We start from the raw sequence: 24,371 nt of genomic DNA on the forward strand, positions 1-24,371 counted from the left end.
AGCACTAAAGAAACAATACTCTAAAGCCATAACTCGCGCCAATCTAAGTTAGTCACATTCTCTCCTACGGACTAATCTTTTAACTGTACCCAATGGACTTTCCTTCCATTTTTTATTAAAGCCCGGGACTGTCAAATCAGAAAAAGTATTAACGAATCTTTTAAAGGTAAAGTACTCTGAAAATAAAAAGAAAGCGATACACCCAATAACGATAACAGATAGAAGCCCTAAGTATAAACCCACCACACCTGCTATATCTGTCAATATGTATAACAAAATAAGTGAGAGGCATATAGCCGCGACACCCGAAGCAAGAGAATAGTAAATAAGAAAGAATTCAAGCTTACCTATTTTTATACATAAATCCCCGTTATCTCCAACTTCAAGAAAACCACCAAAATTTTTGATATCCTTAGCAGGTATTACGCCCTCTAAATACAGATTAATTAGAGCTTTCGCTTTAACTGGAGAGGTTATATATCCTGTAGATATAGAGAACACCTCTTCGTCTTTCAACTTATCTAAAAATTTGCTATAAAGCCCGTCTTTAACAACCTCGCCAGACAAACCTTCCAGCCTTTTAATTTTTCTTTTTAGAAACGAATTTTCTTTAAATTCATACACGTCCTTATATAGCTTAAAAAACATCCCAACAATGAAGCAAAAACCTACAAGCACCATCATTACAGGATTTTCCTTAACTATTTCAGAGGCCCACTCCATTTCCATAACTTCCTTTCACATTTATACAATTAAAAACCTATTGTGATTATGATTCACCGAGAGTCTCCAATATTAAGTTAACTTCGACGATTCCGGACTATTATTTTTAACTCCTTAATTGAATATGGCGGATCGTCTCGATGCAGCATTGCATGGCAGTTCGGACATACTGGCCGCAAATCTCTTACAGGGTCTAATTCATATTCTTGCTTGATGTTCGAGAGCGGAACCAAATGATGGACGTGTATGTAGCCCTCGCCAATTTTTCCATAGACTTCGGCAAAGTTGATCCCACAAACGGAGCATGAAACGCCATGGGCTCTGATGCACGCAGCTCTTGCAGCGCCATGCCGCTCGTATGCGTTAACGGTAATTGTTTTTGTGGCGCCTTCAATGTAAAGCTTTGGCTCTCGGACTTCTTCAGGTAGCGCCTCTAGCCCTGGTTCAGCCGACGAATTGAGCGACCATGTAATCTGGACGGGAACGGTATCTTGGTGGCTGATGGCCTTAGCTGTGCCCGCGTACACGAACGGCGCTCGCGTATCGTCTCTGTAGAAAATGAAAACTAGTCCCTTGGGGTTCAGCAAGGACTGAATGGTTTCGTGCTCTAATTTCGAGCCGTTCTTTCCATACCAAACAAGCTCACTACCGACAAACTCATTGTTGTAATCATGCCCGGTCCTTCCTGGGGTGCCTATATTGCAGAATACAAACCAGTCGTCCTTATATCGCTTATAGCCATTGTGCCAGTCCCCTTTCTGTCCCTCAGGTGGAACAGCGCAAATCTGGTATATGTCAGCCCTGGTGTATTCTCCGCCAACAACAAATCCGTAATCAGGCATATAGCTTCCAACTCCTAAGCATGCATTCGCTTTAGGTTCAGCATGTTACAGCCACCTCCCGCGGAACGCTAAAAATTGTCGTACCGTGGCCTACCATCCACACAACCGGCGCCATTTGCCGAGGTCGCGACCATACTGTATCTTTATACAGTATATTTTATCACCTTAGAGGTCACAATGCGCGTATCGCTACTTGGTCGCAGCGGTGCAAGGATGCGCAGGCGTTTACTCCCGTTGTTTTTGGAGCACGTATCAGCCGGGTTTCCGAGCCCCGCCCAGGACTACATAGAAAAAGCCCTGGACCTCAACGAGCTATGTATCAGGCACCCCGCCGCCACGTATTACGTCCGCGTTCAGGGTGACTCTATGATTGAGGCCGGCATCTATTCCGGCGATATCCTGATTGTGGACCGCTCCCTTACCGCCAAGCACGGCGACATTGTTATCGCAGCCTTACACGGCGAGTTCACGGTTAAGGAATTGCAGCTCCACCCTACTCCTTGCTTGCTCCCCCGTAACAAGCGTTACAAGCCCATAGACGCGCCTGAAATTGAAGTGTTCGGCGTGGTGTCAGGCGTTGTCCGGATACTCAACAGATGAATTACGCCTTGGTTGATTGCAACAACTTCTATGCGAGCTGTGAGAAGCTCTTCCGCCCCGATCTGAAGGACACGCCCGTCCTGGTACTCAGCAACAACGACGGCTGTATTGTCGCCCGCTCACGGGAGGCCAAAGCGCTTGGCTTTCCCATGGGTGCGCCTATCTTCAAGTTCCGCGACTTGGTTAGACAACACGGCGTGGTTACCTTCTCGTCGAATTACGCCCTTTACGCGGACATCTCCAGCCGAGTCATGCGCACCCTGGGCGAGCTGGCGCCAGTATGTGAGATCTACTCTATAGATGAGGCCTTTCTCGACTTGTCCGGCGTCTCAGCCTGTATGGATTTGGTGGAGTTCGGCCAGCAGGTCCGCCAGACCATCAGCCAGTGGATCGGCATTACCGTCTGTGTGGGCATTGCTCCCACCAAGACATTAGCCAAGCTCGCCAACCATGCAGCCAAACGTTACCCAGCTACCGGCGGCGTGGTTGATCTCTCCGACCGCTACCGCCAGCGCCGTTTATTGACCCTTACGCCGGTTTCGGAGGTCTGGGGTATCGGTTCAAAGCTTGCCGCTCGCCTGGGCGCGCTGGGCATTACCACCGCCTTAGAACTTGCCGAGGCTAACCCCGCCCTACTCCGCAAGCGCTTATCGGTTGTGGTAGAGCGCACAGTCAACGAGCTTAACGGCGTTTCCTGTATTGAGTTAGAAGACGCCCCGCCACCCAAGAAACAGATCATCTGCAGCCGCTCCTTCGGCGAGCGCATTACCTGCTTTCAGAACATGCGTGAGGCCGTATGCGAATACGCCAGCCGCGCCGCCGAAAAGCTCCGCCGGGAGAAGCAGCGCGCCTCCGTCATTACCGTGTTTATCCAGACCGGAAAATTCTCCAAAGGTGAACCATACTATTCCAATGCAGCAACCGGAAAGCTGCCTTTTCCTTCTGACGATACCCGCGATTTTATAGAGCTTGCCCGGGTGTTACTGGAGAGGATCTGGCGGGATGGCTACCGCTATTTGAAGGCCGGAGTAATGCTTTGTGACTTCTCCCCTCCTGGGGTTTGTCAGCGTCATCTATTTGAAGAGGACGAAGGGAGGCGCGGTAGTGTGGAGCTTATGGAGACATTGGATAAGCTTAATAGGGGAACAGGTGGCGTTGTTTGGTTTGCTGGACAGGGTATACAGCAGCCCTGGGGAATGAAGCGAGGGAGGCTTTCTCCTGCTTATACTACTAGGTGGGGAGATATTCCAAATGTTCATTAGCAAGCATTTAGAAACAAGGGGCATATTTCACTCGATTAATCACTCGCCCCCTAAAAACGTACTAGTATAAAATAATGAAAAGCATAACAGACTCATTAGCCGATTTATTTAGAGAGCGAATAAAAAATGTAATTATAGCAAATTTCATAATCGCATGGATGATCATTAACCACGAGTTCGTTCTATATCTATTATTTAGCGACGAAGCAACACAAGGAAAATTAGAAGCAATATCCAAAAAAACACTTAACATTTACACAGACATAGTATGCCCCTTAGCCTTATCTACAATATACATATTTGCAATGCCCTTATTGAACTGCCTATATTTATGGCTCAAGTCCATAATTACCGACCCTGCAATAGCACATCTCAAGAAAAAAGAGTTAATATTCTACTACTCAAATAAACTTGAAGTCGAGGATAAAAGGATAGATGTTGTTCTGCGCGAAAGAGAAAGAGAAAATAGACTAGAAGAAGAAAGAGTTAGACTATTAAAAGAAAAGACATCTGAAATTGACAAGGCATATATTGCCGCACAAAAAAAAACCGAATCTGAGAAGCTAGAGACAGAAGCATTAGAAAAGAAAAGGGTTGAGCTAGAGAGAATCAAAGAACTTGAGTCAAATACTGACAACCAAGAGTTATCAACTAGATTAAAGAATATTGAAGAAAGGGAAAAAAAACTACTTAAAAATGAGAGAGAAATATTAAGCTTTTATAAAGAAAGAAAAATAATTTCCGATGACATCAATAAAATCACAAACAGCATAAAGTCTGTTGGTAGCTCGCAAAGATGGAGTAAAAAGAATTCTAGCGCAACAAATGGAGATAGAGTAACAATTGATTTTCTGGGAAAAATCAACGGAAAAAGCATTGAAGGTGGTCATGCTAGAAACCACCAATTAATTCTGGGAAACGGAAAAATGATACCAGGAATCGAGGATAATATTATTGGGCATAGCGCAGGAGATCATTTTTCTGTACAAGTAGTTTATCCAGATGACTATCATGCAGAAAATTTGAGAGATAAAAAAGCAGAATTTGACATATCACTTATCTCCGTTGAAGAAAAACTCATACAGTATAGTTCATTACAAAGCATAATTATTGAACTAGACATAATTGCGGAAAAAATACAACATTAACATGCAAAAAAGGCAGCTATTCATTAGATTCATCATCTATTTTTTTTAACACATCGTTAACTGCATCTTCAATATATTTTCGATCTCGCCCCCCTTCACGTGAAAACAAGCTATTTTTACGAGACTCATTCTTAACAAACATCGTTGCAAACACCCTATTAACACCATCCAACGAAGAAAGCATATCATCATCAACTTTATTACCTATATCTGCAAGAGTTTGCCTTCTTACACTTCGTCCCAAAGGGCGAATAGACTCCAGTATTTCTGCCAACATATCTTCGGCCGACCTTTCCGACTTAACATCTGAATTAGGATATTTCAAGATAATTTCTTTAAATTTAGATTCAAATAACGGCCAAAATTGCTTATACACAACATCAAGAACAGGCACATCTAACCCTTCACTACCCAGAGACTCATTTAGTGTAAAAATAAGTCGATATAGCCCGTTTTCGTCAGGCATTGAATGATTGAAGCTAGCAAGCGGATTACTCACATCTGAAGGGCTTAAATCAACAAGAAATGTACATACTCTCTGACTTTCAAGACCTCTTGATAGCGCGCCAGCCTCGAAAAGAATCCATGGCTTATTTACATTTTCTTTAGTTAAACAAATAACACCAACTGTAGAGTCTTTTATTTTTTTACCTATAGCATTAAACCAAACCTCTCCTCTTTCAATATCCACATCAGAAACCCAGGGATCCAAAGCCTGCAAAACATATCTAAGCCATGAACGTAGCAAAACTGCAACCGCTTTACTTTTTTCACCAGACCAACTTATAAACACGTTCACTCGAACCTCCTTATAACTCCGATACCAGTCATATCAGTATTAGCCACATCTTTCAAATACTTGTCTTCTCATGTGCCAGAGCCCTAATTAACAACTACAGCTTGCAGCAAACTATGTCTTAGGAACGCAGTGCCGCATCTATCCAGCCCCCCCCCCACACTTATCAAGACAACGGATCGCTCGTTTCATCTCGACGGGAAAACTCGACAACGGTACTCTTGTCCATGGCGGTGTATCTCATATATTGATTGACTTGTTTGGCGACAATAAATCAACCAGATACGCCGCTTCTTTTCAAACCTCCCGAACACCAGATTCAGTTATAACTCTAATGCTCATTGGGAATTACTTAATGCTGAATCTATCCAAGCCACACCAGATTTAACGAGGATGTCAGCTTTCCTACGACCCAAATCGGGCATACGGCGCACCACATAAGACAGATTTTCACCCGCCATGTAATAAAGCTTCACCACTTCCCCCATCTCCTCATCCCTCGCCCGCAACTTAGACACAGCCAAATCCACCTTGGCCGCCTCCTGATCCGTAATCACTGGCGACCGCACCGAACTCCCAGCCATCCGCGCAAACGGCGTAGACGACGGATAGCCCACGTTATCTGTATTAAATTTAGACCACCTCGCCCACTGTTCCAGTAACCACGCGGTTTCATCTACTGCTCGTCTCATCGTTTTACCTCTATCAGTTCGTTTTCAATAAGCTGGATGTGCGTCCAGGCAAGCCAATCCATGGTCAGCTGCTCACGCTCCGTTTTCGTCAGTTCCTTGCCTTGGTCAAACCGCATGTGGCAAGGCGCGCACAAAGGGAACGTGGCGGCGTCTGAGGCTTTCAGCCCTCGCCCCTTTCCGTGCCTCAACAGGTTGGAATGGGCAGCCTGAGAGCCACCCTCAATCCCGCAGGACGCGCAAGGCAGCTGCCTAATAGCCGCCAGTAGTTTGTTGTTTCGATAAATCACGCCCCGTACCTCATCCGCTCCGCTCGCTTGTTGGCTGACTTGGTCCGCCAGATTTCCACCGCCCACTCCGCTGTCCGTAGCTCCCAATGCAGCCGGGCCTCTTCCTCCGTCGCCTGCATCAGGCCTTTCAACAGCTCCAGGTATTCCGGGTGACGCCTCGCCCAGGCCTCCTGTCTGTTGGCCGCCGTCAGGTCCGGGTCCGCGCTCTCCGCCTCTCTCATCAGAATGGCGATCTTGGATTTACGGAACTCCTCCAGGTAAACCCGGTTAGCCTTGGCTTTCGCAAACTCCGCCGCCTTGTTGCGGATGTTCTGCAGCTTGTTCTCCAAGGTCTCGTCGCTCATGCCGCCCGCCTCCGAATCAAAGCCCTGGCCATCTCTGGCGTGATCACAGACGGTGCCGCTTTGGGTTTCGTCTTCAGCGCAAAGTAGGTCCGCACATGCGCTTCGACCATCGCCCGGAATTGAGTGGGAACAGCGGCCAGCGCTCTGGCTCGCGCCTCCCTGCCCTGCATTTGTAGAATCTCGGCGGCGTATTCTCTCGGGCGCTTAGTCATGCTTAACCGCCCTCCAGGCCACCGCCTTGCGTCCTGATATGGAGCATTCCATGATGCCGACGCGCTCCACTAAGCCCGCTTTCTCCGCGTCTGGAAGGCGACGTGCGACCATGTAGCGATCAAGCCTGGCGGTCCTGGCCAACTCCGAACTGGTCCACCCTATGACCCAATCAGGGACCGGGCGCTTGGCCAGCTCCAGCGCGACAAGCTGCGTCTGCGTCCAGCGGTTTGACTCATTAGCCGCGGCCGCCAAGTGGCTGCTTACGGGGTCGGTTCTTCTTGCGTGTGTTTGTGTCATTACTGCTTTTCCTTGGCCTAACTGCTGGCCGAAACTGATTTCAACAAGTCCGCCATGCGTCGGCGGGCTTCTTCGCGTGGGACAGGCTTAGACGCTGCTGCGGGCTGCTCTGGTAGCGCCTTTGGGATGTCCGCTTGGATGTCTTCCCCGTTCATGACGCGTCGACAGACAATGTCGTAATTGCGGGTGAACAGCGGCAGCATTTCGCTTTCAGGGCGCGTTCTAAGCTCAAAGCTGCCCGTCTCCCTTGCTGCGATACGCGCCGCCAGATAGGCAAGGCTTTCCCCGCGCTCAAGCTGCTGAAGCCCACCGCAGGCTATCCGGTAGGCCGCTTGCACTGGCATCAGGCCAAGGTCTTCCGCTGTAGGTCTACACCACGCGATGAACTGGCCCACGCTGGGAATGTGCGGGGAGTTCAGTCTGCGCGCTCTGGTTAGGCCGACCTGAACCTGTTGCATGCTCAGAATCCCGTTTTCGATGAATCCCTTGGTCCAAGCCTTCTTGGCCTGCTGGATGACTTCGTGGTCTGGGAAGGCGTACTTCCAGGCGGGGAATACTCCGCTAAGCTCCGTGAACAAGGCGTTGACGATCTCCGCCGCCTGTTCGGAAATAGCCGCCTGTGATTGCCCGTAAGCCCTACGTTGTGCCGCATGCTGTAGCGTGTCGTCCTGGCGTAGCGTGCGACTGATTACGCCGTGTATCTGCTGTGATCCGATGTGCTTTGCTTCCATGGTTAAATCCCTAAATCCTGCGCCCAGCTTGTGTCGTGAAACCCGTAAACATCCCCAGGCACCGTGCTGTTGCCTGCGGCGCCGTATTCGTTGAGCTGCGATTGACGGGTTGGCTTCGGCGCAAACTTCATGCTGTTGCGCATCCAGTTACGCCAAGCCGACTTCCAGCACTTGAACGTCGAACCCTTGGCCCGGTGGTAATCGAGAAACTTGTCGGTTTCGGTGACAAGGTCCGTGGTGATCCGGTTGTCACACGCCCAGCCGAACAGCTCGTCGGTGATTTCAAAATCGGTCGGCGCTTGGGTGGCGCGTTTCACACGCGCTTTCTTAACAATGTCTTTTGTAAGATTGTCTTTATTGTCTTTTGTGTAGGCCGTTTTCGGCTCGTTTTTCGGGCCGGTTTCGGCCTGCTGACGAGCCGGTTTCGGCCTGTTTTGTTCTGAATCCGTAGTGTAAGAACAGGCCGTTTTCGGCTCATTAACAGGCTGGTTTCGGCTCATTTTCGGGCCGGTTTCGGCTCGTTTTTGAGCCGTTTTCGGCCTGCTTGGCTTCGTCATTTCCCAGTCTGAGATAACAGGGTTAGGCCCCATTTGCCGACCATCGACAACGATCATGCGGCGGGCTTTAAGCTCCCGGATGTCGGCGCGGATATGCGACGGGCATCCCTCATAACTCATAAGCTGGCAAAGCTGCTCAGCCACAATCCAGTCAAACTTTTTCCCGTATCCGTAGGTCTTCCTGATAAGGGCCATGAAGACGCGATACTGACGGCCTGACAGCTCTACTTTGCACAGACTGTCCGCCAGCTCATTGGCTAAGCGAAAGTAACCGTTATCAATATCTGCTTTGACCACTTCCATTTTGGGCGCGGAAGGAAACGCCAAGACGTTGGCTTGCGCCGTCATACATCAACCTCCTAGTTGATTACTGCGTGAGAGCGGGCGGCCATTGCAGCGCCCTTATAGTTCAGCTCGGGATAGGTTCTTTCCAGCTCGCCCAGTACAGCCGCCCCCGTGGCGACCGCTTCGGACACTTCCTGATAGGCGCGACGGGCGGATTCGAGGTCCGGGTGTATGCCCAACTCAATGACGGACACCTGGGCTTCCATCTGTTCTTTGGTGAGACAGGCCGCCATGCGGGTGGCGTCGATGTGCTCGCAACTCACTTGCCGACTGCACACCACGACACCTGCAACACTGAACACGTCATTTAAATAGGACAGGCGCAAGGCTTCAGGCATGGCCGCAACGATGGCGGGCTCTAGACACCACAAACGATCAAGAAAAGCGTGTATCCCGTCGTATTGACCCAGCCAGCGGAAGATCTTTTGGGCGTTGACGCGCATGTCGTTATAAATGTCGTCAGACTGGTTAAACGTAATCCCTTCGTTTTTGAGGATTTCAGACAGCCCGCAGTCATTAGCCGCTTGAACGATTTCGCCGCAGATAGTCGCCCGGCTCGCTTTGGGTTGTTCCAGCCAGCGATTAACGGCGGACATAAGCAGTTTTAGGCGTGATTGCTGTTTCATGAATTAAAAGCCTCCCTGCTCTTAAACTGATCGTGTCGTTTCGGAGGATAGTGTTCGCGCGTGTTTTAGTTTTCCGTTAGTGATGCGCTCAAGCTGGAAAGCACGTAGCTCTGGGATAAAGTCACCCCATTGGTAAACTGCCGCCGGAGCAATTCCAAGTGCTTTGGCCAAGTTTGCTTGGTTGCCAAAATAATCCACTGCTTCTGTTTTCTTCATTCGTTGCCTCATGCATCGGAAAAATAAGATTTCTTACATCATATTTACAAAGAAAACTTATGGCAAGGAAATGTAAGATAACTTATTATGAAAACACTAGGTCAGAGAATCAGAGAGCGACGCAAAGAACTTGAGTTAACCCAGGCCAAAGTCGGGAAACTGGTCGGGGTATCAAGTGTGTCAGTGACTCAATGGGAGAAAGACGAGACCTCCCCGCGTGGCGAAAATCTCGTCAAGCTCGCAAAGGTTTTGGATTGCGAGGTGGATTGGCTATTGGAGGAAAAAGGAAGAACCCCGATACCCAGAAAGTTTCAGAATGCCGTATGGATGGGCTATGTGGATACGTGGGAAGAAGGAGATCCCCTAAAGCAAGGTGAGGTAGAGTTGCCATTTTATACCGAAGTTCAGTTGTCTACGGGTAAAGGCACTGTCGTCAAGCTTGACGAGGAAGGAAGAAAGAGCAGATGCTCCGCCGCCTTTCTAGAAGAGAAAGGCTTAAACCCTAAAAAGGTTGCTTGGGTAACCGTTAAAGGCTCCAGCATGGCGCCAGTGCTACCCAATGGGTCGTATGCGCTTATTGATACAGCCAACACTGTAATCAATGACGGCGATCTATATGGGATTGACCACAATGGAATGTTGTTGTTGCGGCTTATCTACCGCGTCCCTGGAGGCGGCATCAGGCTTAGAACATACAACAGCAACGAATACCCTGACGAGGTTTATACAGAGGAGAGTAGCCAAGGCATACGGATTTTAGGTCGTGTATTCTGGTATATCGTATCAATGATTTAACCCACCGACCTCCATGAAAGGCCTGCTTAGCAGGCTTTTTTTTCGCCTCCAACAAATAAAATAAGATTTCTTATTTTTTAGCTTGACCGCAAAACTAAGTTTTCTTATATTTCTCTCAGGCCGATTCAGATGAAAGGACAGAGAAATGCTAAGTGTTCTTAGAAAGTTCACACCACAAAACAGCCATATACGTTTGGCTCTCATCGAGACCCAGGGACCAATCAGCAACCTATCCAGACTGGCCCAATACAAAAGCAAACGAGCCATAAAAGCCGTTAACCCTAACGCCAAGTTTCCAGTCGCTATCTACCAATAAGGACCACACATGAACGGAACTCTACTCACCCACATGACAGACAGAGAGCTTCTAAACGCCCTCATGATCAAGTGCGCGGTCGAGGCTGAAGCCATCCTCTACAGACTGGACGACCTACGAGATAAGAACAGCGACTTGGTATTTGATCTGGAATGCAGCCATGACGATCTGGTCGACGCCAACTCAGCCATTCAGGAGCGCGACCGCAAGATTGCCGAACTGCAAAACATCATTACCCAACTTCAGAAGGACTTAGAGCAATGAAATACATGGACTACATGGAAAGACAAGAGATCAAAGACCCCATTCTGGAGGGTATCGCTAGGTTTATCGCAGAAGACTTGCTGGAAGGTTACCAAGTCAACATAAACGGCCAGAAGTGGAACTTTCAGGACATCCTCGACGAAGCCAAACAAAGCGACGACATCGACTCAGTATTGTCTTTGATCTACCAAACTCGCGACGACAAACAAGGCCGCCGTACGGCGATTAACTCCTGCAAGCAGATGATCAACAAGGCCGCTTACAACATCGGGAAAAAACTCGCGGATGCGGCTTCCAAGCAGAAGCATGAAGACATAGCTATTGATCGCTACGAGGAAAACCAAGCGTATGCAAACCACTAACCTGCAGCTATGGGAGTCAGTCCAAAAGACTGACCCTGCTTACACCAAGAAATACACCGGCGCCGGTGGCTTCACCGGGACCAGCATCAACCCGACCTATCTGCACCGCAAAGCTACGGAGCAATTCGGCCCGGTCGGAACGGGTTGGGGTTACACCGTACTGGAGGAAAGGTTCGACGAAGGCGCGCCGCTGAACCTCGGCGTAGAAGGTCAGCCGCTTGTGACAGGTAAAACCCACACTATCAAAGTGGCGGTCTGGTATGAAGTCGGCGGCAAGCGCGGAGAGGTCATCCACTATGGCCACACGCCCTACGTATTCCGCACCCGGAACGGCATCCAGACAGACCCGGAAGCGCCTAAAAAATCCCTGACGGACGCACTCTCCAAAGCCCTGTCTATTTTGGGATTCGGCGCCGACATTCACATGGGTCTGTATGACAACTTCAACTATGTCGAACAGGTCGCCCAGGAAGTCGAAATCGAGACCGCCGTTAACCAAGTGGAAGCCAAAGAGCGCCAGAAAGCTGAGGCGCAAGCGTGGCTGGATGAGCATATCCGGCTGATGAATGAGTCCGTCAATCTGAACATGTTGGCGGGCGTGTTTAAGTCCGCTCTGCGGAAGCTGGAAGCCAAACGAGACGCCGCCGGAATTAAGCGCCTGACACTGGCCAAGGACCGCAAGAAAGCGGAGCTGGAACTACAAGAGGCCGCCTGATGACGGAGCTATACAAAATCACCGGCAAGCTGCTGGAGCTGCAAAACCTTGACGCCGGCGACGACGCCAACCTGAAACAGGCCGTAGTCGATACGCTGGACGCCATCGAGGGAGAGTTTCAGGAAAAAGCCGTCTCGGTCGCGCACTTCATCCGCAATCTGGAGCCCGACATCAAGGCCGTGGATACGGAGATAAAGCGCCTACAGGCCCGCAAGCAAGCCTTGGAGAACCGGCGGGAGCAGGTCATTGACTACCTACGGGAGAACATGGAGCGCACCGGGATCAAGCGTATCGGATGCCCTTTGTTTTCCATCGCCTACGTTCAAGGCCGGGAGACCGCCGTCATCGAGGAGGCAAGCGCCCTACCCGATGAATACGTGGACGTGAAGACGGAAGTAAAGCCCAACAAGGCGAGCATTACCAAGGCGCTGAAAGCAGGCGTGGAGATACCCGGCGCCAGACTAGAGCGCGTCAAAAGCGCCATACGCATCAATTAACGGAGCAGACCATGACAACGAACGTTACAAATTTCATCGCCGATCTGGACGGCGGCGTCTTTGAGGAAAAGCTTAGCCACGCCTTATCCCTTGTCGCCTCCGGCGTCGTCGAGCACAACAAAACCGGCAAGGTGAAGATAGAGCTTGATATAAGCCGCATCGGCAATAGCTACCAAGTATCCATCAGCCACAAGCTGTCCTTCATGGCCCCCACCAGCAGAGGGAAAACATCCGAGGAAGACAGCACGCAGACGCCTATGCACGTAGGCGGCAAAGGCAAGCTCACGCTCTTTCCCGAAGGGCAAAACCAACTATTCGACAAACACGGCAACATTCACGCGGAGTAAGACACCATGGACATGACAGCAATCAAACACATTCAGGACACCGCCCTGGCTCAACACATGAGCGAGAACCTGACCAAGACCAGCTCGCCATTGGTCGCCCTGCCTTCGGGATTTGAAGTTAGAAGCCTTGAAGGCCACATGCCGACGCGGACCCGCTACCGGGCCAAGATGAGCACAACCAGCATTCAGGACTACCAGAAGTATGTCGCCGAATTCGACGTGGACGGCGCGTCCTGCTTCATCGACACGGCCAACCAAGAGTTAAGCGCCACCACCGTATTCGATATGGGAACTGTCGAAGCGCCAGGACATTGCGATCACCAAGCGACTCTGGACCTGCAACACACCGCCGCCTATAAGGCGCTGCAGGCCATTAACAGTTCGAAGGTCTCACAAAAGGCCGCTGCGGAATGGATTGAGGACTGGCACGACAACATCGAAGCCAAAGACGAAAGCGGCACCAGCATGCACATTAAAACGGCTATCAACGCCATTCGTCGGATCACCATTGAAGCCACCCGGACCACGGAACACGAGCAAGGCGACTTCAGAACCCAACGTAGCGCTATGGAGTCCATCGAAGCCAAGAGCAAAGAAGTCATGCCGCACACGTTGATTTTCCGGTGCACTCCCTATGACGGACTAGGAGAACGCGCCTTTCAAATCCGCCTCGGTGTCAGCAACAACGATAAGCAAGGCGGCGTCTCAGTCTTGTTCCGGGTCGTTCAGTGGGAAGCCGAGCGGGAGAAGATCGCGCAGGAGTTTAAGGCGTTACTGGCTGAAGGTTTCAGCGGCCTGAAAGTTCGCTCCTACCTGGGAAAAATCCGCTCGTAATTATCGGGGCGCTTCGCCCCTTTCTGGAGATCAAAAATGTTTATTAAATTGTGCGCCCTCGGGCGTGACGCCGAACTGAGATACACCCCAAGCGGACAGGCAGTGGTCACGCTCGCCCTCGCCTACAGCATCGGCCACGGCGACAACAGGCGAACCCAATGGATCGACGGCGCGCTATGGGGTGACCGGGCAATCTCGCTGGAGCCACACCTGACCAAAGGCACAAAGCTGGTCGTGACGGCGGACGATCTGGAGCTGGAGCAGTTCACCAAAGGCGACGGCACACCCAGCGCGAAGATCCGCTGCCGGATAGTTAAGGTCGACTTTGCGAGCCCGAAACAAACCCAGCCTGCGCCGCAACCGTACAGGCCAGCAACGCCGCCGCCAGTTCAGATGCCAACCACAGGCCAGGCATATGACGAATTCGACGACATTCCTTTTTGAATGACGTCTAACAACACATAAAAGGAAAGGGGTTCAGTGACCACTGAAATGGAAGAGCTACCCGAACTAATGAAGGTAAGTCAGGTAGCAAAAGCCCTCAACTGCAGCGCATCACAAGTTTACTCAATGTTAGGCAAAGAGCTGGAATACATACAGATAGGCAAACGAGGCCGGAGAATTGAGTTGGCCGAGTTGCGGAGATACATTGAGAATCAGCGCAGGCGCAACCCCATCGATAGAGGTTTAAACAGATGGGAATCACAGTTAGGTACAGGCAAAACCGCGACCGCTGGGTCGTTACGGAAACATATAACGGTGAGCGAGTTCAAACAACGTTTAGGACAGAGAAAGAAGCCCGCCAATATGCAGCAAAATCAACCACAGAATTAAACGAGGCAATACACAATGGAAAAATGGGGAGAAAGCCAAAGCGCACATTTCTTGAAGCCGCTATGCGCTGGGTAAACGAGTATAACGTCGAGAGCCAACATCACCATATTGAACGTGTGGCGGAATATATGGGTGACGAAATTGCACTCGGTATGGAGCTTGTCGATAAAACCAGAGCAATGGCGAGAGAGTTGCGCGAATCGGGCCTCTCCCAATCAACAATTAATAACCGAGTTCAAATAGTAAAAAGAGTTCTCAACTTAGCATATAGAGAGTGGGACTGGATTGAAGAACCATTAGGCCAAAAGCTTAAAAAGCCTGACCCAAAGAATGCCAGACATGTTTACCTTACTCCGTCACAGGTACTTATGTTGGCCACTTCAGTTCCTGAAGACTGCCTGTGGGTCGGAAGAGTAATAATTCTTTCTGCATTTACAGGGCTTCGCCAAGGCGAGCTATTAAAGCTCGGAGCTGAAAACTATATAGATGGTCGTATTATGCTGCGGCCAGACCAAACAAAAAACGGGAAGCCAAGAATCGTTCCTGTATTACAGGAAATGAGAGAGTGGTTAGAGGGGACGCTACCCTTCCCAATTAAGTATCAAGACATAAGGCGCGGCTTTGAATGCGCGCGGACGCAGTGCAAGATGGAGCATGTTCGCTTTCACGACCTGCGGCACACTTACGCTTCATTTCTTGCAGCGTCGAATGCGCCAATTACAGCAGTGAGAGATTTGTTAGGACATAGCTCATTGATCGTGACCAGCAGATACGCGCACTTATTTACGTCGACGCTGGACGACACAGTCTCGAACCTGCCGCGCATCAATCTGTCTCTGATGGACAAGCGCGACCAAACTGCGACCAAACACTGAAGGAGGTATCAACAGAGGATGGTAGTATAGATATAATATATTGATTTATAAGGAAAAATTTGGTGCCCGGGGCCGGGGTCGAACCGGCACGGTATCAAATACCGAGGGATTTTAAGTCCCTTGCGTCTACCAATTTCGCCACCCGGGCGAGGGAGGCATTTGCCGGAGAAAACATGGAGGCGCGGGTCGGAATCGAACCGGCGTACACGGAGTTGCAGTCCGCTGCATGACCACTCTGCCACCGCGCCTATAATCAAGACTTCTAGAGCTAAAAACCCCGAGCTTGTCGGGGTTTCGGAAATCTTGGAGCGGGAAACGAGACTCGAACTCGCGACCCCAACCTTGGCAAGGTTGTGCTCTACCAACTGAGCTATTCCCGCATATCACTCTTGAGCAGAAGTTTTTCGCGTCTCTCTGCTGGAGTGGCGCTTAGTTTACGTTTTTAGCCGAACCTGTCAAGCCGAACCTGCAATGTATTTAAAGAAAAATAAGAAAAAGTGAATTTATGGATATTTCCTGTCCAGATAGTCCATTTTTTGCGCCAGTTCACAGTATCTACGGGTAATTCATCGCTCCTCGCTAATCTAAAAACCAACCTGCGCCTCCCCATCGTTCAGACCGAAAAGTCATTCTATTTTCTGTTTCATGTCGCAACGCCTACATCAAAAGCAACAATCGTCCGATAGGACTAGTCCATAAAATTCTTGTTTTTCAATGCTTTACATTTAGACCCTATCTTTTCCGGCCATCTTACCCAAGAATTCGCGCTCAAAATTTATACATGTCCGAAAAGGTATCAAAGCATGATCGAGAATGGTGATTTGATACTCCACTATCTGGAACGATTGGGAGTGAAGTACGTATTCGGTGTGCCAGGAGGCAGTATTGAACCACTTTATAACGCCCTCGCCCGTAGCGAGCGTCGGGGCGGACCAAAGGCGGTGTTGGCGAGGCACGAATCCGGAGCGGCCTTCATGGCGGACGGATATGCGAGAGCGACAGGCAAACTGGGGGTGTGCATTTCCACTTCCGGTCCGGGGGCCACCAACCTGCTGACTGGCGTGGCCAACGCCTATGCCGACGGCATCCCCATGCTGGTGATAACCGCGCAGCCTTCTATTGAGCGTTTCGGCTTGGGCGCGTTTCAGGAAGGCTCTTGTACAGGCATCAACACCGTCAGCATCTTCGACAGTTGCACCCGCTTCAACACACTGGTGTCGCACTCCGCCCAGTTGGAGCACAAGCTGCTGATGGCGATCGGCTACGCGCTCAGCAATCAGCCAGGCCCGGTGCATTTGAGCGTTCCCCTAGACATCATGCGCGCCAAATCTCCCGATCCGGCGGGTATTTTCAATATGCGCGCCTTTATCAATCATGAAGTTGTGCCCAGCGCCGAGTCAGTTCATCGATTACTGAAAGAACTGGCCTATGTGCAGAAAGCCACGCTGGTGATTGGCGAAGGTTGCGCAGGGGCGATGGAGCCGCTGCTCGCTCTGGCGGAGTCACGCAACTGGTTGATCGTCACCACGCCTATGGGCAAAGGTTTAGTTTCGGAATATCACCCTTTATATAGAGGCGTATTCGGCCTCGGCGGACATGAAAGCGCCCGCGACGCCTTACATCCCGACAATGCAGAGCGCGTCATCGTCATTGGCTCCGCGCTGGATGAAGTCACGACCGGTGGCTGGGACCCCAACGCGATTTTCTCCAACCGCCTGATACATCTGTCCGGCAACCCAGATCATCTGAGCCGGTCGGTGATGTCGAGACTGTCGATACTAGGTTCGCCACGCTTACTGTTAGAGCCCTTCGCCAAATACCTGAAACATGCGGCGCCCCGTAAACAGAAGTATTCTCCGGGGGCTGACGGATTTCCTCAACACGTCATCTATGCAGATAAAGAAGCCTGTCTTGACGTGGAAGCGCCGGTCAAACCGCAAGCGCTGTACTGGGCGCTGAGTCAGGCCTGCCCGCGCAACACGCCGGTATTGATGGACACGGGCAATAGTTTCCTGTGGGGCGTGCACTATTGGCGCACCAATCCGCCCTTGTCAGATTCAACTAAACTGTTCCACATAGGCATGGGATTCGCGACCATGGGCTGGGCTATCGGAGCCGCAGTCGGCATGGCGCTCGCCAAACCGGATACGCCTGTCATTTGTTTCACCGGCGATGGCAGCATGCTGATGAGCGGTCAGGAGATCACCGTCGCGCGGGAGCTGGATTTGAACATTTTGTTCATCGTTCTGAACGACAGTCACCTGGGTATGATTAAACACGGCCAACGCCTGGGTCGCGCGGAGGATATCGCCAATCGTCTGCCGCAAGTGGATTTCGCCGCCATGGCCAAAGCGGCGGGCCTGCCGTCGCAACGCATTACCCGGCTTAAAGAGCTGGATGACATCGGCGTCGACAGCCTTTTCTCCAAACCCGGCCCATTCGTTCTGGATGTGGTCGTCGACAGCGAACAAGTTCCCCCCATGCGCCAACGCACCAAAGTTCTGACAGGAGGCAATCATGAGCAGCAAATACGGATACCGGACGAAAGTCTGGTCTGAAGAACCTGAAGCCGACAATCCCTTCGCCGCGCACTCCGCCCTTTGCTACGGCTACGATGTCTACGGCGACATCCTGACCAAGGCGAGCTGGTTCGAATACCTGTATCTGCTGTTCAGGGGGGAGAAGCCCAACGCGGATCAGGCGCAGCTGTTGGAAAAACTGGCTATCGCCCTCGCCAACCCAGGTCCCCGCGAGGCCAGCGTGCGCGCGGCGATGAACGGCGGCGTTGGCGGCTGTCCGCACGCCGCTTCGCTGATGGCGTCCCTGGCCGTCGGCGCAGGCCAGTATGGCGGCGGGCATGAAGTCTACATTTTGATGCAGCTTTGGCGGGAATGCGGAACCGACGTAGAACAATGGCGAGCCCGCCTCCCCTCCCCGGTCAGCGATACGCGGGAAGATATCTGGCGACCCATGGAGCACGCTCCCGGTTTCGACCCCAACGGCGAGAGCTGTCCAAAGCCGGTGCGTCAGGTGCTGGAAGCGCTGGCGGAAATTCCTTGCGCTATTACCGTGCGCTGGCTGGCGCAACATCGCCAGGAACTGGAGGCCATCGCGGACGCGCCACTGGCACTGTCCGGCGTGGCCGCCGCAGCGCTGCATGACTTGGCGATGAACGAGCACGCCGCCGTCATGTTGTACCTAATGCTGCGTTTACCCGGAGCCGCCGCACACGCCATTGAACAGAGAGATCTGGGCTGGAAAATGTTTCCGTTCTACGGTGACCACATCAAGCTGACGGATGACCCCGGTCCCTTCGAATTACCCAATGCAGAGGAGCTTGGGCTATGAGCAACGAACATCTGCGCCAACAGGAAACCGCCCACGAAACCGCGATGGGCAAAGCGTTTTTGTGCGAACGCGTGGTGTTTCGCGGTAAAGACCTGCATCAGGAGTTAAGTGAGCGCGACTGGTTTTCACTTTACCTCTACTCCATCACCGGCAAGTTCTACACCCCGGAACAGATGCGCATGCTGAATTACATCTGGGTATGCACCAGCTACCCGGACCCGAGCATCTGGCCAAACCATGTCGCGGAACTGGCTGGCAACGTACGCAGCACGCCGTCGCTATCTTTGATGAGCGGACTGTCCATTTCCGAGGCTTCTATTTACGGAAGAAGACCGGACCGCCGCGCCATCGACTTTCTGCAGCGCACTCGCAAAGCATTGGACGCCGGGGAGGAACTATCGGATCTGATCAACGCGGCGTTGAAAAAATACCGCGTCATCTACGGCTATGGCCGCCCCTTGGCGCGCCTGGATGAACGCGTGTTGCATCTGGTCAAAAAAGCACGCGACCTGGGCTTCGCCGATGGCGCTCACTTCACTCTGGCGCTGGAGATCTACCACTATCTCAAAAAGAACAAACGCCTGACGATCAACGTCGCCGCCCTGGCTGCGGCCATCGGCGCGGATTTCGGCATGTCGCCGGAAGAGTATCAGCTTTACCTGACGCCCTGCTTTATCGCCGGCATGGTCCCCTGCTATCTCGATGGCGCGGCCAAACCCGAGGGCAGCGTTTTCCCCATGCGCTGCGAATCGATTCAGTATTCCGGGCCGGAGAGGCGTAGTTGGTGAGGCCAATCACCATTGGACGCACACAGACTCATTTATACATTTAGGAGGTTTATCTCATGAAGCTGGATGGAAAAGTGGTGATGGTCACGGGCGCTAGTTCCGGCATTGGTAGAAGCACAGCGATCAAGCTGGCGGAATACGGCGCCAAAGTAGCGGTTATCGCACGCAGATCGAAAGAGTCCGAAGATACGGTGCGCCATATTACTGAAGCCGGTGGACAGGCCATCAGCATCCCTGCAGACGTTTCTTCGGAAAGCGATATCAAAAACGCGCTTGCTCAAATTATTGAGACGTTCGGTAAGTTAGACGGCGCGTTTAACAATGCGGGAGCGGCGGAGCCGGTCGGACCGTTGACGGAGTTATCCGAACAGGAATGGGACCGAGTCTTCAACATCAATACCAAGGGCGCTTGGTTGTGCATGAAGCATCAGATCCCAGCCCTGTTAAGCAATAAGTCCGGGGCGATTGTAAATATGTCGTCCATTTATGGCCTGGTAGGCACGGGCATGGGATTGGCGGCGTATGTCGCTTCCAAGCACGCCATTATCGGCCTCACCAAAGCGGCGTCCCTGGAATACGCTGCGCGCAATATTCGCATCAATGCGATATGTCCCGGTTGGATTCCCACTCCCGGCAACGAGCAGGCTTTAAGCAATCCCGAAGTCATGGCTTTCGCTCAATCTCTGCACCCGCAGGGACGTCTGGGTACGCAACAGGAAGTCGCGGAAGCGGTATGTTGGATGCTGTCGGATTCCGCGTCTTATTTAAATGGACAGACAATTTCTATAGATGGCGGCTATACCGCCCAATAAGCCCTTCGTTCCTAAAACCGATAGGAGACCTCTCCGTACAGGCTGCGCCCCGCCAGGGGCAGGTCTCCTGGAATCGCCACCATTGGCCGGGATGTACTGGGCGCGTAGGCTTCGCGATCAAACACATTGCGGACGGAAAGCGCAACCTCCAGCCGATCCTCCAGTGTTTTGCGTCTCACAGTGAAGTCCACCGTGGCGTAATCAGAGACAGGATCTCTATCATCTCCATCCGCCCTCTTTTGCTCACCAATCCAGTTAATCTGAGTGGATACGCTGGTGTTGGGGACGATCTTGTAGTCAATACGCCCATAGGCCTGGTAGTTAGGCGCGTCACCCACGTCTTTGCCTGACTCTTCATCCGTCGCACGCTGGTAGGCGTAGTTCGCCGTCATTTTCAGCTCGTCGGAAACGGCGTAACTCACCTCAAACTCCCAACCTCGTCCCTTGCGGTTGCCCGCGTTAGCCGCTTTGCTGTCCTCAAAGACGATGAAATCATCGATTTTGTAGTAGAACAGATTTCCGCTGTATTGCAGCTTGGCGGTGGGCTGGTAGCTGACGGCGAACTCATAACTGTCGATGGTTTCCGGGTCCAGATCGGGATTGCCCAGCGAGACAGGATTGGCGATGGCGTAGAGTTCAACAAAAGATGGCGCACGGAAAGCGCGCCCATACAGCAATTTGGTGGTCAGCGTGTCCGTGGTCGCCCAGACCAAAGCAACCCTGGGGTTGATCGTTTCGCCAAAGTCCGAGTAATGGTCATACCTCACGCCGGAGGTCAGCTGCCAGTTTTGAGTGAATTGCCACTCGTCCTGCAGGAACAGGAAATAGCTGGTTCTGTCTTTCTCAGGCAGCCAGACTTCATCGCTATCGGAAAAGTCTTCAAATCCTCCCGGGTTGGGAACCAGACCGCTGAGGAAGTTTTTCTTTTCCGTCGTTTCGTAGAGATCGCCCCAGAAATAACCTACGCCTGTGCGGATGCGATGGTCTTTCCAGCCTCTGAAAATGGAGGACAACTGAATTCTTGCGTGCTGTTCTTTATAACCTGGCTCCGCCAATACCCTATCTGGAAAGGCGCCGCCGAAAGTGGAAGGGAAAATCACAGAGGTTTCGGTGGGCTTCTGTCTGCCGAAAAAATAGGTCAGTTGAGTGGATATCTCCCAATCTTCAAACCAGTCCTGATTGCTGTGCAAAAACTCCAAGGTCAGACGATCGCTGGCGTACTCCCCTTCAGGGTCCAGCGCCTGCGCGACCCCGGCCCCCGTCTCAACGCCGTAACGTCCCTGGTAACCCGCTCTAACCGTTACGTCCTTGTAGGACATGTCCATATGCACTTCCGCCTGCCGACGTCCCAGGTTCACCTCCCCGGGCGCCAGAGAGTCGTCTGGCGCAAGCAGCGCCATGAAATCCTCTTTGATTTCTTCTTTCTGCCCTCGTGTATCCATGTACTCCAGAGTAACGCCCAACTGAAGATCGCCAATGCGCCCGCCATGCAACAGCCATGCGGAATAGGTATCGAAACTGCCTGCGCGGGTTCCCGCCAGCGTTCCTTCCATTTCACTGGCGGTTTTTGTAATGACGTTAATGACCCCCGCAAAGGCGTCCGCGCCATACAAAGCGGAGCCTGGGCCTCGGATCACCTCGATGCGGCTGATGGATTTGACCGGCATGCCGCCCCATATGGTGTAGCGATTGCCGAAAGCCAGCGTGGTGAGCGGGGAGCCATTGATCAGCAATAGCGCCTGCGGGTTGTAATCTGAGCCCGATATTCCCCGAAATGTATAAAGCGGAAAATAGGCCTGAAAAGACCTACCGACATGCAAACCCGGCACGGTCTCCAGCACTTCGTCAATATCAGTCGCCCCCATGGCCGCGATGTCTTCCGCGGTGATGACCGTGGTGACGGCGGCGGCTTTGTCCAGTGGGGTGATGGTGCCCGAGGCGATGCTGGTGACGCGGATTTGTCCCAGCTCTTCGGGGGATAGCGCCCAGAGGCTGTCTTCAAAGAGATTATCGTCAGCGGCGTACCCTGCCGAAGCGGCAAGAGCCAGACTTAACGCGCAAACCTTTCTAATTGTAATCATATGAGTCGTATCGCGTTTGATTGCTGCGGACAGGATGACGCGTCGAACATAAGATACAGCCAGCCGCGCACGTCTTAGCTAAGCATAGCAGCAGGATTTGATCTGTGCGAAAAGAGGGCGCAAGAAATTTTATTAATTACAACGGCTTGGGCTTACTGATAGCGAAGCCCTGCGCATAATCCACGCCTATTTCGATCAGTTTTTCCTTAATCTGCTCGTTTTCCACAAACTCGGCGATGGTCGTTAGTCCCGCCGCATGCCCAATACGGTTGCAGGCTTCGACGATCCCCACGTCAATCGGATCGGACAGCATGTTGCGCACAAAGCTGCCGTCAATCTTCAGATAATCCACTGGGATGGTTTTTAAGTAAGAGAAGGAACTCATGCCGCAACCGAAGTCGTCCAGCGCGAACTTGAACCCCTCTTCCCTGATCTCACGAATAAACTCCACGGTTTCCGCCAAATGGGCGATGGCGGCGGTTTCCGTTATCTCAAAACAGATGCGCTCAGGGCGGATTTTGTATTTTCTGAGATTCTTGCGAATATCCTCGAACACCTTGTCGTCGCTTAACGAAGTGCCTGACAGGTTGATGAAATAGGCGCCGTCATCCGCCATCCCTTTGCCGCTCTCGGCGAGATATTGGAATACCAGCTCGATAACTCTGCGATCGATCAGCGGCATCAGACTGTAGCGTTCGGCGGCGGGAATAAATGCGCCAGGGGGAATCACTTCGTCGCCTTCTCGTAGACGCAGCAGGAACTCAGTATGCAATCCTGCGCCGTGGTCCGGGCCGATACGCTCCATAGGTTGCTGGTGCAGGAAAAACCGGTTTTCCTCCAATGCGATGCGGATGCGGCTGATCCACTGCATCTCCGTACGACGACGCTTCATTTCCACATCATCGCTTTGATAGACCTGAATCGTATTGCGGCCTTTATCTTTGGCGGCGTAGCAAGCGATATCAGCGTGACTGAGAATCTCCGCGCCGGAGCCGTACTCACTGGTGACGGCGACGACGCCGATACTCAAACTGATGGTGAACGGCTTCTGCTGCCAGACAAAGCGGAAATTTCTCACCTCACTGTTCAGCTCCTGCGCCAGTTGAATGGCGCGACGTTCCGCACAGCTCTCCAAAAGTATTCCGAATTCATCGCCGCCCAAGCGGGCCAGCGTATCGCTTTCGCGGATATGTTTGGACAGCAGTATGGCCAGTTGCTTGAGCAGTTCATCCCCGGCGACATGTCCACAGGTATCGTTGATGATCTTGAACTGATCCAGATCCAGATACAGCAGCATGTGGGTCAGACCACGCTCCTTGCTGCTGTTGAGGGCGCTTTTCAGGCGACGTTCGAATTCACGACGGTTCACCAGATCGGTCAGGCTGTCGTGGTACGCCATATGATGCAGCGTGCGCTCGGCGCGTTTGCGGGCATCGCGAACCGTAGCCTCTTTCAACTCACGCTGAATAGCTGGCAGCAGGCGCGCCAGATTATCCTTCATGATGTAATCATGAGCCCCGGCTTTCATCGCCCGCACGGCGACGTCTTCGCCAATGGTGCCAGAAACGATGATCACAGGCACATCCAACTCCGCCTCACGCACGACCGCCAGGGCTTCTTCGGAGGAAAACCCAGGCATGTTGTGATCGGTGATGATGATGTCCCACTGTTGAGCGCCGAGCATCTTGCGCATGTCGTGCTCATTGTCCACGCGGGTATAGTTGGGCAGCATGCCGCCTTTGCGCAATTCCCTGATCAACAGGATGGCGTCGTCTTCCGAGTCATCCACCACCAGAAGGCGCAAACCCTGTCGCATAGTCGCTC

Annotated in this window: 28 protein-coding genes and 3 tRNA genes; 16 read left to right on the top strand and 15 right to left on the bottom strand. The window is 52.0% G+C overall.

Annotated features, from left to right (window positions below; genetic code table 11):
* Positions 1-48: 48 nt before the first annotated feature.
* A complete protein-coding gene (locus ONV78_RS29070) occupies positions 49-723 on the bottom strand; it encodes a hypothetical protein (protein WP_279508018.1) in 675 nt (224 codons plus the stop codon).
* A 77-nt stretch (positions 724-800) separates the two neighbouring features.
* Positions 801-1,565, bottom strand: coding sequence for a DUF3427 domain-containing protein (locus ONV78_RS29075; RefSeq protein ID WP_279508019.1), 765 nt, complete (start codon positions 1,563-1,565; stop codon positions 801-803).
* Positions 1,566-1,742: 177 nt separating this feature from the next.
* Here ONV78_RS29075 and umuD point away from each other — a divergent pair, with 177 nt between their 5' ends.
* The 3 genes from umuD to ONV78_RS29090 all read left to right on the top strand — a co-directional run bounded on the left by umuD (position 1,743) and on the right by ONV78_RS29090 (position 4,575).
* Positions 1,743-2,165 (top strand): translesion error-prone DNA polymerase V autoproteolytic subunit, encoded by a 423-nt coding sequence (gene umuD, locus ONV78_RS29080; protein WP_279508020.1) that lies wholly within the window; start codon positions 1,743-1,745, stop codon positions 2,163-2,165.
* Positions 2,162-3,427 (top strand): translesion error-prone DNA polymerase V subunit UmuC, encoded by a 1,266-nt coding sequence (gene umuC / locus ONV78_RS29085; protein WP_279508021.1) that lies wholly within the window; start codon positions 2,162-2,164, stop codon positions 3,425-3,427. The genes umuD and umuC overlap by 4 nt, the downstream gene beginning before the upstream one ends.
* A 74-nt stretch (positions 3,428-3,501) precedes the next feature.
* A complete protein-coding gene (locus ONV78_RS29090; protein ID WP_279508022.1) occupies positions 3,502-4,575 on the top strand; it encodes an FKBP-type peptidyl-prolyl cis-trans isomerase in 1,074 nt (357 codons plus the stop codon).
* 16 nt (positions 4,576-4,591) lie between these two features.
* Here ONV78_RS29090 and ONV78_RS29095 read toward each other — a convergent pair whose 3' ends face one another.
* From ONV78_RS29095 to ONV78_RS29130, 8 genes are all read right to left on the bottom strand, one after another.
* Positions 4,592-5,374 (bottom strand): toll/interleukin-1 receptor domain-containing protein, encoded by a 783-nt coding sequence (locus ONV78_RS29095; protein ID WP_279508023.1) that lies wholly within the window; start codon positions 5,372-5,374, stop codon positions 4,592-4,594.
* Between the two features lie 335 nt (positions 5,375-5,709).
* Entirely contained in the window at positions 5,710-6,063 is a 354-nt protein-coding gene (locus ONV78_RS29100; RefSeq protein ID WP_279508024.1) for an antiterminator Q family protein, read from the bottom strand.
* A 283-nt stretch (positions 6,064-6,346) separates the two neighbouring features.
* Positions 6,347-6,694 carry a hypothetical protein gene (locus ONV78_RS29105; protein WP_279508025.1) on the bottom strand — a complete coding sequence of 116 codons (348 nt, stop codon included), beginning with the start codon at positions 6,692-6,694 and terminating at the stop codon, positions 6,347-6,349.
* Positions 6,695-6,898: 204 nt separating this feature from the next.
* Complete coding sequence (locus ONV78_RS29110) at positions 6,899-7,204, bottom strand: hypothetical protein (protein ID WP_279508026.1); 306 nt, start codon at positions 7,202-7,204, stop codon at positions 6,899-6,901.
* Positions 7,205-7,221: 17 nt separating this feature from the next.
* Positions 7,222-7,935: a replication protein P gene (locus tag ONV78_RS29115; protein ID WP_279508027.1), complete on the bottom strand. Its 714-nt coding sequence runs from the start codon at positions 7,933-7,935 to the stop codon at positions 7,222-7,224.
* A gap of 2 nt (positions 7,936-7,937) precedes the next feature.
* Positions 7,938-8,840 (bottom strand): replication protein, encoded by a 903-nt coding sequence (locus tag ONV78_RS29120; RefSeq protein ID WP_279508028.1) that lies wholly within the window; start codon positions 8,838-8,840, stop codon positions 7,938-7,940.
* An 11-nt stretch (positions 8,841-8,851) separates the two neighbouring features.
* Positions 8,852-9,463: a hypothetical protein gene (locus ONV78_RS29125; RefSeq protein ID WP_279508029.1), complete on the bottom strand. Its 612-nt coding sequence runs from the start codon at positions 9,461-9,463 to the stop codon at positions 8,852-8,854.
* Between the two features lie 21 nt (positions 9,464-9,484).
* Positions 9,485-9,679, bottom strand: a complete 195-nt coding sequence (locus ONV78_RS29130) for a Cro/CI family transcriptional regulator (RefSeq protein WP_279508031.1) — start codon at positions 9,677-9,679, stop codon at positions 9,485-9,487.
* Positions 9,680-9,766: 87 nt separating this feature from the next.
* Between ONV78_RS29130 and ONV78_RS29135 the strand changes: the two genes are divergently transcribed.
* From ONV78_RS29135 to ONV78_RS29175, 9 genes are all read left to right on the top strand, one after another.
* A complete protein-coding gene (locus ONV78_RS29135) occupies positions 9,767-10,474 on the top strand; it encodes a helix-turn-helix transcriptional regulator (RefSeq protein WP_279508032.1) in 708 nt (235 codons plus the stop codon).
* Positions 10,475-10,799: 325 nt separating this feature from the next.
* The gene (locus ONV78_RS29140; protein WP_216740566.1) at positions 10,800-11,054 is read left to right on the top strand and encodes a hypothetical protein; all 255 of its coding nucleotides are present in this window, start codon (positions 10,800-10,802) and stop codon (positions 11,052-11,054) included.
* Positions 11,051-11,416 carry a hypothetical protein gene (locus ONV78_RS29145; protein ID WP_279508033.1) on the top strand — a complete coding sequence of 122 codons (366 nt, stop codon included), beginning with the start codon at positions 11,051-11,053 and terminating at the stop codon, positions 11,414-11,416. Before ONV78_RS29140 ends, ONV78_RS29145 begins: the two co-directional genes overlap by 4 nt.
* Positions 11,403-12,131: a hypothetical protein gene (locus ONV78_RS29150; protein WP_279508034.1), complete on the top strand. Its 729-nt coding sequence runs from the start codon at positions 11,403-11,405 to the stop codon at positions 12,129-12,131. Before ONV78_RS29145 ends, ONV78_RS29150 begins: the two co-directional genes overlap by 14 nt.
* Positions 12,131-12,628 carry a siphovirus Gp157 family protein gene (locus tag ONV78_RS29155; RefSeq protein WP_279508035.1) on the top strand — a complete coding sequence of 166 codons (498 nt, stop codon included), beginning with the start codon at positions 12,131-12,133 and terminating at the stop codon, positions 12,626-12,628. The genes ONV78_RS29150 and ONV78_RS29155 overlap by 1 nt, the downstream gene beginning before the upstream one ends.
* Before the next feature lie 11 nt (positions 12,629-12,639).
* Positions 12,640-12,975 carry a hypothetical protein gene (locus tag ONV78_RS29160; protein ID WP_279508037.1) on the top strand — a complete coding sequence of 112 codons (336 nt, stop codon included), beginning with the start codon at positions 12,640-12,642 and terminating at the stop codon, positions 12,973-12,975.
* 6 nt (positions 12,976-12,981) lie between these two features.
* A complete protein-coding gene (locus ONV78_RS29165) occupies positions 12,982-13,809 on the top strand; it encodes a DUF2303 family protein (protein ID WP_279508038.1) in 828 nt (275 codons plus the stop codon).
* Between the two features lie 36 nt (positions 13,810-13,845).
* The gene (locus ONV78_RS29170; RefSeq protein ID WP_279508039.1) at positions 13,846-14,253 is read left to right on the top strand and encodes a single-stranded DNA-binding protein; all 408 of its coding nucleotides are present in this window, start codon (positions 13,846-13,848) and stop codon (positions 14,251-14,253) included.
* 251 nt (positions 14,254-14,504) lie between these two features.
* The gene (locus ONV78_RS29175; RefSeq protein WP_279508040.1) at positions 14,505-15,518 is read left to right on the top strand and encodes a site-specific integrase; all 1,014 of its coding nucleotides are present in this window, start codon (positions 14,505-14,507) and stop codon (positions 15,516-15,518) included.
* Between the two features lie 60 nt (positions 15,519-15,578).
* Here ONV78_RS29175 and ONV78_RS29180 read toward each other — a convergent pair.
* The 3 genes from ONV78_RS29180 to ONV78_RS29190 all read right to left on the bottom strand — a co-directional run bounded on the left by ONV78_RS29180 (position 15,579) and on the right by ONV78_RS29190 (position 15,898).
* Positions 15,579-15,666: transfer RNA gene (locus ONV78_RS29180), tRNA-Leu, on the bottom strand.
* A gap of 26 nt (positions 15,667-15,692) precedes the next feature.
* Positions 15,693-15,766, bottom strand: a tRNA-Cys gene (locus ONV78_RS29185).
* 56 nt (positions 15,767-15,822) lie between these two features.
* Positions 15,823-15,898 (bottom strand) — tRNA-Gly (locus ONV78_RS29190).
* Between the two features lie 423 nt (positions 15,899-16,321).
* Between ONV78_RS29190 and ONV78_RS29195 the strand changes: the two genes are divergently transcribed.
* The 4 genes from ONV78_RS29195 to ONV78_RS29210 are packed head-to-tail and all read left to right on the top strand — an operon-like array spanning position 16,322 to position 20,466.
* Positions 16,322-18,076: a thiamine pyrophosphate-binding protein gene (locus ONV78_RS29195; RefSeq protein ID WP_279508042.1), complete on the top strand. Its 1,755-nt coding sequence runs from the start codon at positions 16,322-16,324 to the stop codon at positions 18,074-18,076.
* Complete coding sequence (locus ONV78_RS29200; protein WP_279508043.1) at positions 18,036-18,866, top strand: citryl-CoA lyase; 831 nt, start codon at positions 18,036-18,038, stop codon at positions 18,864-18,866. Before ONV78_RS29195 ends, ONV78_RS29200 begins: the two co-directional genes overlap by 41 nt.
* Positions 18,863-19,654 (top strand): citrate/2-methylcitrate synthase, encoded by a 792-nt coding sequence (locus ONV78_RS29205; RefSeq protein ID WP_279508044.1) that lies wholly within the window; start codon positions 18,863-18,865, stop codon positions 19,652-19,654. Before ONV78_RS29200 ends, ONV78_RS29205 begins: the two co-directional genes overlap by 4 nt.
* 56 nt (positions 19,655-19,710) lie before the next feature.
* Complete coding sequence (locus ONV78_RS29210) at positions 19,711-20,466, top strand: SDR family oxidoreductase (protein ID WP_279508047.1); 756 nt, start codon at positions 19,711-19,713, stop codon at positions 20,464-20,466.
* An 11-nt stretch (positions 20,467-20,477) separates the two neighbouring features.
* Here the strand turns inward: ONV78_RS29210 and ONV78_RS29215 are convergent, their stop codons facing one another.
* The gene (locus ONV78_RS29215) at positions 20,478-22,547 is read right to left on the bottom strand and encodes a TonB-dependent receptor (protein ID WP_279508048.1); all 2,070 of its coding nucleotides are present in this window, start codon (positions 22,545-22,547) and stop codon (positions 20,478-20,480) included.
* Positions 22,548-22,683: 136 nt separating this feature from the next.
* Positions 22,684-24,363, bottom strand: a complete 1,680-nt coding sequence (locus ONV78_RS29220; protein WP_216735904.1) for a GGDEF domain-containing response regulator — start codon at positions 24,361-24,363, stop codon at positions 22,684-22,686.
* Positions 24,364-24,371: the final 8 nt, after the last annotated feature.

The sequence above is a fragment of the Hahella sp. CR1 genome, assembly GCF_029813005.1.
GTDB lineage: Bacteria > Pseudomonadota > Gammaproteobacteria > Pseudomonadales > Oleiphilaceae > Hahella.

Bases quoted from the DNA above. Each gene is read 5' to 3' on its own strand.
- ONV78_RS29170 (WP_279508039.1), top strand. From the start codon at position 13,846: ATGTTTATTAAATTGTGCGCCCTCGGGCGTGACGCCGAACTGAGATAC.
- ONV78_RS29145 (WP_279508033.1), top strand. From the start codon at position 11,051: ATGAAATACATGGACTACATGGAAAGACAAGAGATCAAAGACCCCATT.
- ONV78_RS29100 (WP_279508024.1), bottom strand. From the start codon at position 6,063: ATGAGACGAGCAGTAGATGAAACCGCGTGGTTACTGGAACAGTGGGCG.
- ONV78_RS29125 (WP_279508029.1), bottom strand. From the start codon at position 9,463: ATGAAACAGCAATCACGCCTAAAACTGCTTATGTCCGCCGTTAATCGC.
- ONV78_RS29120 (WP_279508028.1), bottom strand. From the start codon at position 8,840: ATGACGGCGCAAGCCAACGTCTTGGCGTTTCCTTCCGCGCCCAAAATG.
- ONV78_RS29155 (WP_279508035.1), top strand. From the start codon at position 12,131: ATGACGGAGCTATACAAAATCACCGGCAAGCTGCTGGAGCTGCAAAAC.
- ONV78_RS29075 (WP_279508019.1), bottom strand. From the start codon at position 1,565: ATGCCTGATTACGGATTTGTTGTTGGCGGAGAATACACCAGGGCTGAC.
- ONV78_RS29110 (WP_279508026.1), bottom strand. From the start codon at position 7,204: ATGACACAAACACACGCAAGAAGAACCGACCCCGTAAGCAGCCACTTG.
- ONV78_RS29205 (WP_279508044.1), top strand. From the start codon at position 18,863: ATGAGCAACGAACATCTGCGCCAACAGGAAACCGCCCACGAAACCGCG.
- ONV78_RS29070 (WP_279508018.1), bottom strand. From the start codon at position 723: ATGGAGTGGGCCTCTGAAATAGTTAAGGAAAATCCTGTAATGATGGTG.
- ONV78_RS29140 (WP_216740566.1), top strand. From the start codon at position 10,800: ATGAACGGAACTCTACTCACCCACATGACAGACAGAGAGCTTCTAAAC.
- ONV78_RS29215 (WP_279508048.1), bottom strand. From the start codon at position 22,547: ATGATTACAATTAGAAAGGTTTGCGCGTTAAGTCTGGCTCTTGCCGCT.
- ONV78_RS29130 (WP_279508031.1), bottom strand. From the start codon at position 9,679: ATGAAGAAAACAGAAGCAGTGGATTATTTTGGCAACCAAGCAAACTTG.
- ONV78_RS29090 (WP_279508022.1), top strand. From the start codon at position 3,502: ATGAAAAGCATAACAGACTCATTAGCCGATTTATTTAGAGAGCGAATA.
- ONV78_RS29210 (WP_279508047.1), top strand. From the start codon at position 19,711: ATGAAGCTGGATGGAAAAGTGGTGATGGTCACGGGCGCTAGTTCCGGC.
- ONV78_RS29220 (WP_216735904.1), bottom strand. From the start codon at position 24,363: ATGCGACAGGGTTTGCGCCTTCTGGTGGTGGATGACTCGGAAGACGAC.
- ONV78_RS29150 (WP_279508034.1), top strand. From the start codon at position 11,403: ATGCAAACCACTAACCTGCAGCTATGGGAGTCAGTCCAAAAGACTGAC.
- umuC (WP_279508021.1), top strand. From the start codon at position 2,162: ATGAATTACGCCTTGGTTGATTGCAACAACTTCTATGCGAGCTGTGAG.
- ONV78_RS29165 (WP_279508038.1), top strand. From the start codon at position 12,982: ATGGACATGACAGCAATCAAACACATTCAGGACACCGCCCTGGCTCAA.
- ONV78_RS29105 (WP_279508025.1), bottom strand. From the start codon at position 6,694: ATGAGCGACGAGACCTTGGAGAACAAGCTGCAGAACATCCGCAACAAG.
- ONV78_RS29175 (WP_279508040.1), top strand. From the start codon at position 14,505: ATGGGAATCACAGTTAGGTACAGGCAAAACCGCGACCGCTGGGTCGTT.
- ONV78_RS29200 (WP_279508043.1), top strand. From the start codon at position 18,036: ATGAGCAGCAAATACGGATACCGGACGAAAGTCTGGTCTGAAGAACCT.
- umuD (WP_279508020.1), top strand. From the start codon at position 1,743: ATGCGCGTATCGCTACTTGGTCGCAGCGGTGCAAGGATGCGCAGGCGT.
- ONV78_RS29160 (WP_279508037.1), top strand. From the start codon at position 12,640: ATGACAACGAACGTTACAAATTTCATCGCCGATCTGGACGGCGGCGTC.
- ONV78_RS29115 (WP_279508027.1), bottom strand. From the start codon at position 7,935: ATGGAAGCAAAGCACATCGGATCACAGCAGATACACGGCGTAATCAGT.
- ONV78_RS29195 (WP_279508042.1), top strand. From the start codon at position 16,322: ATGATCGAGAATGGTGATTTGATACTCCACTATCTGGAACGATTGGGA.
- ONV78_RS29135 (WP_279508032.1), top strand. From the start codon at position 9,767: ATGAAAACACTAGGTCAGAGAATCAGAGAGCGACGCAAAGAACTTGAG.